The following is a 12,154-nucleotide window of genomic DNA, read 5'->3' as shown; positions in this document are numbered from 1 at the left end:
AGATAGACAATGAAAGGTGAGAGAAAATGTTAGAAGGAAAAATTGCTTTTGTGACGGGGGCTAGCCGTGGGATTGGTAAAGCGATTGCATTAGAGTTGGCCTCACAGGGCGCAACAGTGATTGGTACTGCAACTTCAGAAAATGGCGCCCAAGCAATTTCTGACTATTTAGCCGAAGCAGGCGTAACGGGGAAAGGTTTTGCACTAAATGTGACCGAGCCAGAAATGATTACCGAAGTACTTGCGTCTGTCACGAAAGACTTTGGTGTTCCTACTATCCTTGTGAATAATGCGGGAATCACCCGAGATAATCTTTTAATGCGAATGAAAGATGAAGAGTGGGATGACATTATTCAAACTAACCTAAGCTCTGTCTATCGCATGTCAAAAGCATGTTTGCGTGGCATGATGAAAGCTAAGGGTGGTCGAATTATTAATATCGCATCAGTTGTGGGTGTCATGGGGAATGCTGGTCAGACAAATTACGCGGCTGCAAAAGCCGGTATCATTGGCTTCTCGAAGTCACTAGCTCGTGAAGTGGGTGCTCGTAATATTACCGTGAATACGATTGCTCCTGGTTTTATTGATACCGATATGACCAAAGCCTTGCCGGAGGAGCAACGAGAAACATTGAAGTCTCAAATACCTCTTAATTGTCTTGGACAGCCTGAAGATATTGCTAAGTCGGTTAGCTTTTTAGCCGGAGATGGTGGTGCTTATATTACTGGCCAAACTCTGAATGTAAATGGTGGTATGTATATGGTTTAAAAGCCAAAACACTTTTTGCAAAAGGTTTTTGTTCAATTGGATAAAAGGCTTTTGTGCGAAAATTTGCAATCAATGCTTGAAAAAAAGCTTGGGTGCAGGGAAAATACCCCAAATTTAATTTTAATCATGACAAACAAGGGTGGATAATTCCATGAGCGATATTCAAGAACGCGTTAAAAAAATCGTAGTTGAACAATTAGGTGTTGAAGAGTCTCAAGTGACTGCAGATGCATCTTTCGTTGACGATTTAGGTGCAGACTCTCTAGATACAGTTGAGTTGGTAATGGCGCTAGAAGAAGAATTCGATTGCGAAATTCCAGATGAAGAAGCAGAAAAGATTGCTACTTTGGCGCAAGCAACTGCTTACATCAACGAAAATCTATAATTTCAAGAAAATCTCTTGAGATTGAAAAGCCGTTTTATACGGCTTTTTTTTTGTCTAGACACTGGGTCTTGCTCTGCATAAAATGAGCGGTCAGTTATAAATAATAGGCTCTTGCAAAACTCGCTAGCCCATAGCAGGTATGCATGAAATTTAATGAATGAGAGGAACAAGGCGTGACCAAAAGACGTGTTGTGATTACAGGACTAGGGGTTTTATCTTCAGTTGGTTTAGATGTTGAATCATCTTGGCAAGGAGTGTTGGCTGGTAAAAGTGGCATAGCGCCAATTACCAAGTTTGATACTTCACCATTTTCAGTGAGCTTTGGTGGGGAGCTCAAAGGGTTCAATGTTGAGGATTACATTCCAAAAAAAGAAGCCAAGAAAATGGATCCGTTTATTCATTATGGAATTGCGGCCGGGGCGCAAGCCATTAAAGATTCAGGTCTAGAGATTACAGATGCAAATGCAGCTCGTATTGGTGTGTCAATTGGTTCAGGTATTGGTGGCATTGGTTCTATTGAAACTCAACACAGCACCTATCTGAAGTCTGGGCCGCGTCGTGTATCTCCCTTTTTTGTTCCAAGTTCAATCATTAATATGATTTCTGGAAATCTGTCGATTATGTTTGGGTTAAAAGGTCCAAATATGGCGATTGGTACCGCTTGTGCCACAGGAACTCATTCGATTGGTGATGCGGCTCGTATGATTCAATATGGTGATGTCGATGCGATGGTAGCCGGTGGTGCAGAATATGCAACGACTGAATTAGGATTAGCAGGTTTTGCGGCAGCTCGCGCACTTTCCACACGGAACGATGACCCTCAAGCGGCCTCACGACCATGGGACAAAGATCGTGATGGTTTTGTTTTGGCTGATGGTGCCGGAGCAGTGATGCTTGAAGAGTATGAACATGCTAAGGCTCGAGGTGCGAAGATTTATGCTGAAGTTTTAGGCTTTGGTATGAGTGGTGATGCTTATCACATGACATTGCCAGCTGCAGGTGGAGAAGGAGCCGCACGTTGTATGGCAACGACTTTGCAAAACTCGGGTGTAAACCCTGAACAGATTGGTTATATCAATGCGCATGGAACTTCAACACCGGCTGGCGATGTGTGTGAAACTTCTGCGGTCAAAACGATTTTTGGTGATCATGCTTATAAATTGGCAATGAGTTCAACGAAATCAATGACCGGTCACGCGTTAGGTGCGGCAGGAGCTATGGAAGCGGTGTTTACGGCTTTGGCATTGCATGAACAGAAATTGCCGCCAACGATTAATCACGATAATGCTGAAGAAGGCTGTGATTTAGATTATGTGGCCAATGAAGCCCGAGATGCTAGTTTTGAATATGCCTTATCGAATTCGTTTGGGTTTGGCGGCACGAATGCTTCTATTGTTCTGAGAAAAGTGTGAGTTAATGTAAAAATGACAGACTCAGCTTTTCAGAAGTCATGTGTACAGGCTGTGCTTGCACAGCCTGTTTTACTATTGGATGGTCAAGATATTGATTTGACTTCTCTTCATCAATTCAGCCCTAAAGACTACCCGTTTATTTTAGAAAGCGTTGCCAAAACCGAAGAGGGTGGGCTTGGTCAGTTTTCAATAGCTTTGGGGTATCCTCAGGAATCGATTCAGCTCAATCCTAATGAGGATACGCAACATTTTGTTGAACAAGCTCAGGCAGCGTTTGGCGTCGAGAAAATACAACAAGTGATTGAACCGCAAGCGCTTGAAACTTTACCGGCCGGTCAGCTTTCACGTGTGATGAAAAGCTTGGCTCATATACCCTTTAAAGGTGGTTGGTTTGCTTACTTTAGCTATGACTATGCGCAAGTTATTGAACCTGTTTTAAGATTACCCACATCGAAATTTCCTTTGGCGAATTTAACACGTACACCGGCCGGTATTGTTGTCGATCATCAAAACCAAGTGGTTTGGGCATTAGTAGAATCGCAGTTTTCCAAAGATAATCCTCTCGTTTTCCCTAAACTCCTTGCTGATATAGAACGTTCCTTGGTTACTGAGCCAGAAAAAGCTGCGACGGTTCCAATTGTTTCTCAAATAGAGGAGCCGGAAGAGAAGTATTTGAATGGTGTAAAAGCGATTAAAGAATATATTTTGGCTGGCGATGTTTTTCAGGTCAATCTATCTCGCTTATGGAAAGTGGCGATTGCAGAGCATGAAAATTATCTTTCAGCCTATCGAGCATTGTGTCAGCATAATCCTGCCCCTTTCGCCGCTTTATGTTGTTTACACGACGAACAGGGGGAGCCTTGGCAAATTTTGAGCTCATCGCCTGAGCGTTTAGCAAAGTTTGATGGAACTTGGGTAGATACTCGACCAATAGCCGGTACTCGTCGTCGTAGTAAGGATGAGGCAGCAGATCAAGCCTTAATGGCAGAGCTAATCGCCCATCCAAAAGAACGTGCTGAACACATAATGTTGATTGATTTAGAACGGAATGACTTGGGTCGAATTTGCCAGCCGGGTACGGTCGAGGTGAATGAATTGATGGTGATTGAATCCTATGAGCATGTTCATCATATTGTTTCCAATGTACGCGGAAAACTACGTGATGGTTTTAGTCCTTTAGATATGGTGCATGCATTATTTCCAGGTGGAACCATCACCGGTTGCCCTAAAATTCGTTGTATGGAAATTGTCGCGGAACTTGAACAGATGCCTCGCGAGGCCTACACAGGTTCATTGGGTTATATCAATTTAGATGGCACTATGGATTTGAATATTTTGATTCGTACCATGATTGCCAATCAACCGGCCGGTCAAAATACACAACTACAGTTTCGAGCAGGGGCTGGGATTGTTGCCGATTCTGATCCTGAATTTGAACTGGTGGAAACTCGTCATAAAGCGCGTGGATTGCTACGTGCATTAGGAGACAGTGACGCTTAATGTCTGGTGAAGTTCTGGTTTGGAAAAATTTCCACCCAGTGGAGAATGCTGAATATTGCATTTCAGTGTTTGAGCGTGGTTTTCAGTACGGAGATGGCTTTTTCACCACTGCTCTGATTAAACAGAGTCAATTATTAAATTGGTCTGCACATAAAGCGCGTTTGCAGATGAGTGCCAAGCGCTTAAGGTTTCCAGAACTTGATTTTGAAACACTTGAACAAAGCCTTCGAAATCAATTTATCACTTATGGTCAAACTGACTGCGTGTGCAAAATTATGGTGACACGCGGTGTTGGTGGGCGCGGATACTTGCCACCTGAGACTCCAGATGTACAAGTGTTATCAATGTTGATGCCAGTACCTGATTTTAAACATCAACCCGATAATGTAGCGCAGGTGTCACCGATTATTTTAGAAATTTCGCCAGAGACTTCTGGCGTCAAACATTTGAATCGACTGAGTAATGTGTTGGCTCGGAAAACCATGAATGTAGGATTTGATGAGGCAGTTATGCTTAATGCATTCGGTCAGGTTCAATGTGCTACTCAGTCAAATATCTTTGTTATCAAAGACCATCAGATCATAACGCCAAGGGTGAATCTAAGCGGTGTTGAAGGCACTGCTAGAAGCTGTTTACTTACTTTGGCAAAAGAGCAGGTTTTGACGATGGATGATGTTTTGAATGCCGATACACTGTTTTTTACCAATGCCGTTCGAGGTGTTCAAGTTATTAATAACCTGAATTTAAACAATTGGAGCAATCTTCAGCGTAAATTTTTGCAATTTGGCCTATCGCAATTACAAGATTTACCGGCCGGTATTTGTTTTCCTAAGGTTGTTGGTGACGAAAAGAGTGAAATTATGAAAACGTTTGAAACGAAAAGTCCTCTGCTTGAAAAAGTGCAACAAGCGTTTTTGCATCATCAGTATCAAAACGCTTTGAAACTAAACTGAACCCAAATATGAGTGAATCAAAAATATCAGCGAATTTTTCTAAGTGGACTTGGGGAATTTCTACCTTGGCTCTTGCCGTGGTTTTCTTCTTGATTTTCGTGTTTCGAACTTGGCACAATTTTGTAGAAGCTCCTATTGCTCAAGGGGAAGAGCCAAAAGTGGTGGTAATCCAGAAAGGGGATAATGCGTCAAAAGTGGCACAGAGGCTTGAGCAGGCTGGTGTTTTGGATAAACCGGATTATTTTGTTTGGTATCTGCGTTATGTTGAAAAGCATCATTTGCTCAAAGCCGGTGAGTTTTCAATTTCTCCTACTTGGAAACCGGCTCGACTAGTTGATGAGTTATTAACTGGCAAAACGGTTCAATATCCTGTAACTCTGATTGCGGGTCAAACATTTAAGCAAACATTATCCACTCTTGAGGCATTGCCGAAGATACAGCGTGAATTAGATTTTTCGGATGTAGAAGCTCTTCAGGCGTTATTTGGGGTAGATAAACCTATTTCGAAAAAGTATCCTTACGCCAATCTGGAAGGTCTGCTTTTACCCGAAACTTACCACTATCAGCAAGGCGACAGCGACAAACAGATTTTGTTGCGTGCTTACCGTGCGATGCAAAGTGAACTGGACGCGGCCTGGAAGCAACGGAGTAAAGACCTTCCTCTCAGCACGCCTTATGAAGTATTGATATTGGCGTCTATTGTAGAAAAAGAGACGGGGCATGCACCAGAGAGAGCTAAAATTGCTGGGGTTTTTGAAAACAGGTTAAAGAAAAAAATGCGTTTACAAACTGATCCCACCATTATTTATGGCATGGAAGCGCGTTATAAAGGAAATATACGAAAAAAAGATATTCGAGAAAAAACCGACTATAACACCTATCAAATTGATGGACTTCCGCCCACGCCAATTGCACTGCCATCCAAAGCAGCAATTTGGGCCGTGGCGCAACCTGAAAAAACCGACGCACTGTTTTTCGTTGCAAAAGGTGGGGGGCAGCACTATTTTTCAAAAACTCTGGAAGAGCACAATCGTGCAGTTCGGAAGTATTTGCTAACGAAATGATTTGTAAGTCTTAACTTCACTAATGAATTGCTAAATTGTTCATTCTATCTTTGCGTTCTTTAGTGTCATCTATGGTTTTCCATTATGGAGAAAAGCACTATGTCTAATGGCAAATTTATTACCCTTGAAGGAAGTGAGGGAGCTGGAAAATCGACAAATATCGCGTTTATTTCCGACTATTTACAATCCAAAGGCATTGATGTGCTTGTAACTCGCGAGCCAGGTGGAACTGAAATTGGTGAACAAATTCGTAAGATTTTGCTCAATAAGGCCAATACGGCCATGCACGAAGATACAGAATTATTGTTAATGTTTGCCGCTCGTGCTCAGCATATCCGAGAAAAAATTCTTCCGGCACTTGAACAAGGTAAGTGGGTAATCTCTGACAGATTCACCGATGCTTCTTATGCGTATCAGGGAGCTGCTCGCGGTATGGGCTTTGAACGCATTGCAGAAATTGAAAATTGGGTGCAACAAGGCTTTCAGCCAGATTGCACCTTTGTACTGGATTTACCCGTTGAGATAGGTATGCAACGTGTGAAAAGTCGAGGTGGAGACGGTGACCGTTTCGAAGATGAACAAAAAGCTTTTTTTGAAACCGTTCGCAATGCCTATTTGCATCGAGCAGAACTTGCACCGGAACGCTATGCGGTGATTGATGCCTCTCAGACCTTGGATAATGTGCAAGCGCAATTAGTGAAAGCCTTGGCAGCGCTTTGATAGATTTACTTACGTCGTCGGTAAAAGACAATTACCAATGTTTTTTGAGCCCAGTAGAGACCTTACTTGAAGGTTTTGCGTTAGCCACTCGTGGCTTGCGAATTTTTGCTAGCACCTATCGGAGAAGTTAGGAGTGAATGTGGATAATGTACAAAACTTGCTTCAGAAACTCGACTGCTCGCAAGTTCCTTGGTTAAGAACCGCTTGGCACGAGTGGTGTGAGCATCGTGCTCAAAATCGCTTGGGGCATGCGTATCTAATTAAAGCCGTTAAAGGTTTAGCGGTGGAAGTATTGGTTCGTCAAGCGGCTCAATTGCAACTGTGCCAATCACCGATAACTTCAGAGCAAGGATTAATTGCTTGCGGTCAATGTTCAGGGTGTCATCTGTTTGCTCAAAATCAACATCCTGACTTTTATCATGTCAAATGTCTTGAAGATAAAAAAGAGATTTCAATTGCCCAAATCCGTGAATTAATCGAGAAGCAAAATCAAACTGCGCACCAAGGCGGTTATAAGGTGATTTGGATTCAAGAGGTTGAACGTTTAAGCATCTCTGCATTCAATGCTTTGCTAAAGTCACTTGAAGAACCAGGGGCAAACACACTGTTTTTATTAACTTCTGCTCAGTCGGCCTCATTACCAGCAACGATTCGCAGTCGTTGCCAAAAAGTCATGGTTCCTCAACCGAGTCTGAATGATTCTGTGGCATGGTTACAATCACTTTTACCTCAGCATGACGAGGCCATGATAAAAAAGGCATTGCGCTTGAAATGGAGTGCTCCGGTTTCTGCGTATGATTGGATTGTTCAAGGGCGTTTTAAGGAAGAACGGGAATGGCAACAAGCGATTAATGCCATGGCCAATGGCCAAAAAAACCTCTCCAAAGTGGTCAGTGAATGGATGAAATGGTCTCAACCAGAAGTCGTTTTTGATTATTTTTACGCTTGGGTTTTAGCTAAAATTCGAAAACTGGGTTATGGTTTGCAAACAATACCGGCCGGTGATGTTTTAAATGCACAACGGCAAATGCAGGCTTGGTTGGGTTTTCAACAATCCGTTAGTCTTGCTAAAAACGATTGGCAGTCCAATGCAAACAAAGAATTGGTGTTTGAAAATTTGCTGATGGAATGGATTGATTTAATTCAGCAGGAAGGTTCAAACTCATTTGGTCAAATTCCCTCTAAAAGTGCCTTTCAGTCAAACTTAAACCGTGGGATTTTTTAAAACATCGAATTTTCTGAGAAACCTTGATACGAGACGAGACGCTTAAAACTTATTGGGTCTAATTCATCATGGACGGGTTTTAGTCGTTGCTAAAACATGCATCAAGGGTGTGTACATTTATTTAAAAGGTAAACCTATGATTATCGATTCACATTGTCATTTAAATATTATGCCCGAAGAGCTAAGTAATATTGAAGAGCTAATTGCAAATGCTCGTGAACTGGGTGTGGAACGCATGATGTGTATTGCCATTGGTCCTGACAAATGGCAAGAAGTACTCTCAATTGCTGATCAGTACGAAGAAGTCTATGCGGCAATCGGTATTCATCCTTGTGAACCGAAAGAGGTGACCACAACAGATGAAGCGCTTTTAAACGCTGCATCGCATCCAAAAGTTTTGGCGATTGGAGAAATTGGTCTGGATTACTTCCATTTTGATGCTGAACAGGAAAGTATGGAGTGGCAGCACGAGCGGTTCCGCCAGCAGATCCGCATTGCCAAGCAACTTAATAAACCTATTGTGATTCATACTCGAAATTCCACTCCTGATTGTATGCAAATTTTAACGGAAGAAGGCGCGGAAGAAGTGGGGGGAATTATGCATTGTTTTGTTGAAGATATGGATACGGCACAACAAGCAATGGATTTGAATTTCTACATCTCTTTTTCTGGCATTGTGACGTTTAAGAATGCAAAAGAGCTGAAGGAAGTCGCCAAGCAAGTTCCTCTAGACAAGATTTTGGTTGAAACTGATTCTCCTTATCTTGCACCTATGCCATACCGAGGGAAAACCAATCAACCTGGCTATACTCGATATGTCGTAGAGGAGATCGCACGTTTGCGCGATACTTCGGTGCAAGCAGTTTCAGATGCTACCACTGAAAATTTCAAACGTTTATTTCAGTTGAATAGCATTTAATCCCTACAAAGGTAAAACATTATGCGTGGAATGGGAATGGAAGCCCCGAAAAAGGTTAAAGTGACTGCTACGTCCGAGCGTTCATACACGTGGCGGCGAATTTATGAATTGACGTTGCAACATAAGCCGCAGTTAGTGAAAGCGCATATCATTGCGTTTTTTGCGATGCTAGCGACCGTTCCCCTTCCATTACTATTACCGATTCTGGTCGATGAGGTATTGCTTAACCAGCCTGGCTGGGTTGTAGGTGGTCTTAATCAAATACTTCCGGCCGAATGGCACGCCGCGTTCTACTACATCGTTGCCATTACGATTGTCACTATTCTCTTACGCCTCATCGGTTTAGGGTTAGGTGTGTGGCAAATGCAGCAATTTACGGTTATTGCCAAAGATGTGACTTATAAAATCCGCAATGATTTGTTAAACCGAGTTCGCGGTGTTTCTATGGCGCAGTACGAAACCTTGGGTTCCGGTAGCGTGACTGCGACTATGATGAATGACGTCAATACCATTGACAGTTTTTTGGGAACCACTGTCAGTAAACTCATTATTGCAGTGTTTTCGTTGATTGGTGTGAGTGCCGTACTGTTTTGGCTCAATTGGCAGTTAGCATTGTTTATTATCTTTTTGAATCCATTGGTAATTTTCTTCACTATGAAGATGGGGAAAAAAGTCAAAGTTCTGAAAAAAGCCGAAAACTCAGCGGTTGATGTGTTTCAACAATCGTTGACTGAAACGCTTGATGCTCTGCAGCAAGTCCGTGCGGCGAATCAAGACAGAAGTTTCTTTGAACGAGTCCGCGGTTCAGCCTATAACATCAAAAGCCACTCAGAGGCATTTACTTGGAAGTCCGACGCCGCCAGCCGTTTCTCTTTTACGATTTTCCTTGTAGGGTTTGATATTTTCCGTGCGATGGGCATGTTAATGGTGGTGTTTTCCGATTTGACCATCGGGCAAATGATTGCTGTCTTTGGCTATCTTTGGTACATGATGGGGCCTGTGCAAGAAATTCTTGCAATTCAATATGGCTACAGTGCTGGAAGTGGTGCACTGCAAAGAATTAACGAAGTTTTGGATTTAAAGCAGGAGCCAACAAATCCATCAAGTGTGAATCCTTTTACTCGTTCTGAAGCGACTTCGGTGAGCGTTAAAGATATCTGTTTTAACTATCCGGGAAAGTCTGTAAATGTGCTTGACCATTTGAATTTTGAAATTAAACCGGGTGAGAAACTAGCTTTGGTTGGAGCTAGCGGTGGTGGTAAAACGACTTTAGTGCAAATTCTATTAGGTTTTTATGAGGCAAAATCGGGGCAGGTTTTTTATGGTGGAGAGCCGATTGAGAAGGTTGGTCAGGAAACTGTGCGAGAACATGTTGCAACCGTATTACAAACGCCGATGCTATTTAATCAGTCGATTCGTTTTAACCTAACACTTGGACGGGATTTAACCGACGAACAGCTTTGGTCGGCATTGGAAATGGCCCAAATGAAAGAAGCAATTGAAAACTTAGAACAAGGTTTGGAGACTGAAGTCGGACGAAATGGTATTAAACTTTCTGGGGGACAGCGTCAGCGCTTAGCCATTGCCCGTATGATTTTGCAAGATCCAAAAGTTGTGATCATGGATGAAGCGACTTCTGCGTTAGATATGCAAACAGAGCGTCAGTTATACGAGGATTTAGCGCCATTTTTGGCGGGTAGAACGACCTTGATTGTTGCACATCGCTTGAGTTCGATACGTCAAGCTGACCGAATTATGGTGTTTGAAGATGGGCACATCATTGAATCGGGAAGTCATGAAGAGTTGATGGAGCAGGGTGGAACATATCACACCTTATATCGATAAAAATATCTTAAATCGATAATGGTTTTTGAAGTTTATTTATCCTGAAAAACTCTGCGCAAACTACAAAGGAATAAAAGTGACCACGCAAATTTATCCAATTTGTTCTATTGGTAAAGGCAAAATTGCGATTATGCCCAAACCGGATTCTGATAATCTTGCTCAAGCAATGGACGATTATTCAAAAGAGGGCATTTCACATATTGTCAGTCTTTTAAGAGCTCAGGAAGTTGAAGCTTTACAGCTGCAACAAGAAGCAAGTTTTGCTGCTGAAGAAGGCATTGAATTCATCTCGTTTCCAATTAAAGACATGGATGTTCCAGACAGAAAAGCGTTTGAAGCTTTTATGGATGAACATCTCCCTATTATTCTTAATGGGGCTTATTACAGTTTTCATTGTCATGGTGGTCGAGGCCGAGCTGGTACGCTGGCGATTAGCGTGATGGTTAAAAGTGGTTATAAGTTAACTGATGCAGTCAATTTAGCTTCTGAAAAACGTAGCGATCAAGTACCTGTTTGTGATTTGCAGAGAGAATTTCTGCAAAGTCTTTAGGATTGAATTATGAAGTGTCAACAGATCCTAGTAAATTGGAAACGAATGCTGCATTTTATGCTGTTACTTATTGCGAGCCTTTTTCTTGTCAGTTGTTCATCAAGCCCTGTCCCGAAAAGCTCTATGGACAATATCTGTGAAATTTTCGCACATGATTCCGATTGGCGAGAAGCCGCAGAAAAGTCTTACAGAAAATGGGGAACGCCACCGTGGACGCTACTTGCTATTGTTTATCAGGAATCGACTTTTCAGCATAATGCGCGTCCTGATATGGACTATTTTTTATTTATTCCAACAGGCCGTCCAACGTCCGCATATGGCTATGCACAAGCAGTGGATGGAACTTGGGAAGAATATAAGCGGAAAACTGGAAATTCCTGGGCTGATAGAGATGATATTTATGATGCCTTGGATTTTATCGGCTGGTACAACCATCAATCAGCAGTTCGTAGTAATGTATCGAAACGAAATGCCTATCAAATTTATTTAGCTTATCATGAAGGTCATGGTGGCTATAATCGAAGAACTTATACCAAAAAGCCATGGTTAATGCGAACGGCTCGCGTTGTTCAGAAACGTGCCGTCAAATTTATGAAGCAATATCAAACTTGCCGTTAGTTTTTAGAAGAGGGTTTAAATATTAATTTTGACCGGCCGGTCAAAATTAATGACAAATTTTGAAATTCCCAGTTGACAGCTTATAGAGCCGTCTATAAAATACGCCCCATCTTGAGCAGCGGAGTATAGCGCAGCCTGGTAGCGCACCTGTTTTGGGTACAGGTGGTCGGGGGTTCAAATCCCTCTACTCCGACCA

General features: G+C 42.4%; 12 protein-coding genes and 1 tRNA gene. All 13 read left to right on the top strand.

What is annotated here, in order from left to right:
• The first annotated feature begins 26 nt into the window (after positions 1-26).
• The 13 genes from fabG (at position 27) to D9T12_RS07685 (ending at position 12,154) form a co-directional block, all read left to right on the top strand.
• Entirely contained in the window at positions 27-767 is a 741-nt protein-coding gene (gene fabG, locus D9T12_RS07745) for a 3-oxoacyl-ACP reductase FabG (RefSeq protein WP_130537634.1), read from the top strand.
• A gap of 151 nt (positions 768-918) precedes the next feature.
• Entirely contained in the window at positions 919-1,152 is a 234-nt protein-coding gene (gene acpP, locus D9T12_RS07740) for an acyl carrier protein (protein ID WP_130537633.1), read from the top strand.
• 173 nt (positions 1,153-1,325) lie between these two features.
• A complete protein-coding gene (gene fabF, locus D9T12_RS07735; protein WP_130537632.1) occupies positions 1,326-2,564 on the top strand; it encodes a beta-ketoacyl-ACP synthase II in 1,239 nt (412 codons plus the stop codon).
• 12 nt (positions 2,565-2,576) lie between these two features.
• Complete coding sequence (locus D9T12_RS07730; RefSeq protein WP_130537631.1) at positions 2,577-4,064, top strand: aminodeoxychorismate synthase component I; 1,488 nt, start codon at positions 2,577-2,579, stop codon at positions 4,062-4,064.
• The gene (pabC, locus tag D9T12_RS07725; protein ID WP_130537630.1) at positions 4,064-5,017 is read left to right on the top strand and encodes an aminodeoxychorismate lyase; all 954 of its coding nucleotides are present in this window, start codon (positions 4,064-4,066) and stop codon (positions 5,015-5,017) included. Before D9T12_RS07730 ends, pabC begins: the two co-directional genes overlap by 1 nt.
• An 8-nt stretch (positions 5,018-5,025) precedes the next feature.
• Positions 5,026-6,081 (top strand): endolytic transglycosylase MltG, encoded by a 1,056-nt coding sequence (gene mltG, locus D9T12_RS07720; protein ID WP_130537629.1) that lies wholly within the window; start codon positions 5,026-5,028, stop codon positions 6,079-6,081.
• Between the two features lie 99 nt (positions 6,082-6,180).
• Entirely contained in the window at positions 6,181-6,801 is a 621-nt protein-coding gene (gene tmk / locus D9T12_RS07715; RefSeq protein WP_130537628.1) for a dTMP kinase, read from the top strand.
• Positions 6,802-6,940: 139 nt separating this feature from the next.
• Positions 6,941-8,026 carry an AAA family ATPase gene (locus D9T12_RS07710; RefSeq protein ID WP_165395063.1) on the top strand — a complete coding sequence of 362 codons (1,086 nt, stop codon included), beginning with the start codon at positions 6,941-6,943 and terminating at the stop codon, positions 8,024-8,026.
• 136 nt (positions 8,027-8,162) lie between these two features.
• A complete protein-coding gene (locus tag D9T12_RS07705; RefSeq protein WP_130537626.1) occupies positions 8,163-8,945 on the top strand; it encodes a TatD family hydrolase in 783 nt (260 codons plus the stop codon).
• Between the two features lie 30 nt (positions 8,946-8,975).
• A complete protein-coding gene (locus D9T12_RS07700; protein ID WP_240693259.1) occupies positions 8,976-10,790 on the top strand; it encodes an ABC transporter ATP-binding protein in 1,815 nt (604 codons plus the stop codon).
• A gap of 76 nt (positions 10,791-10,866) precedes the next feature.
• Entirely contained in the window at positions 10,867-11,340 is a 474-nt protein-coding gene (locus tag D9T12_RS07695; RefSeq protein WP_130537624.1) for a protein-tyrosine phosphatase family protein, read from the top strand.
• Between the two features lie 9 nt (positions 11,341-11,349).
• Entirely contained in the window at positions 11,350-11,958 is a 609-nt protein-coding gene (locus D9T12_RS07690) for a transglycosylase SLT domain-containing protein (protein WP_130537623.1), read from the top strand.
• Between the two features lie 119 nt (positions 11,959-12,077).
• Positions 12,078-12,154: transfer RNA gene (locus tag D9T12_RS07685), tRNA-Pro, on the top strand.

The sequence above is a fragment of the Thiomicrorhabdus indica genome, assembly GCF_004293625.1.
Classification (GTDB): domain Bacteria; phylum Pseudomonadota; class Gammaproteobacteria; order Thiomicrospirales; family Thiomicrospiraceae; genus Thiomicrorhabdus; species Thiomicrorhabdus indica.
Note: the sequence above shows the minus strand (reverse complement) of the source record. Positions and strands in the feature narration are given on the sequence as shown.

Coding starts and splice junctions, on each gene's coding strand:
- D9T12_RS07690 (WP_130537623.1), top strand. CDS start 11,350: ATGAAGTGTCAACAGATCCTAGTAAATTGGAAACGAATGCTGCATTTT.
- tmk (WP_130537628.1), top strand. CDS start 6,181: ATGTCTAATGGCAAATTTATTACCCTTGAAGGAAGTGAGGGAGCTGGA.
- mltG (WP_130537629.1), top strand. CDS start 5,026: ATGAGTGAATCAAAAATATCAGCGAATTTTTCTAAGTGGACTTGGGGA.
- D9T12_RS07730 (WP_130537631.1), top strand. CDS start 2,577: ATGACAGACTCAGCTTTTCAGAAGTCATGTGTACAGGCTGTGCTTGCA.
- D9T12_RS07705 (WP_130537626.1), top strand. CDS start 8,163: ATGATTATCGATTCACATTGTCATTTAAATATTATGCCCGAAGAGCTA.
- D9T12_RS07700 (WP_240693259.1), top strand. CDS start 8,976: ATGGGAATGGAAGCCCCGAAAAAGGTTAAAGTGACTGCTACGTCCGAG.
- acpP (WP_130537633.1), top strand. CDS start 919: ATGAGCGATATTCAAGAACGCGTTAAAAAAATCGTAGTTGAACAATTA.
- fabG (WP_130537634.1), top strand. CDS start 27: ATGTTAGAAGGAAAAATTGCTTTTGTGACGGGGGCTAGCCGTGGGATT.
- pabC (WP_130537630.1), top strand. CDS start 4,064: ATGTCTGGTGAAGTTCTGGTTTGGAAAAATTTCCACCCAGTGGAGAAT.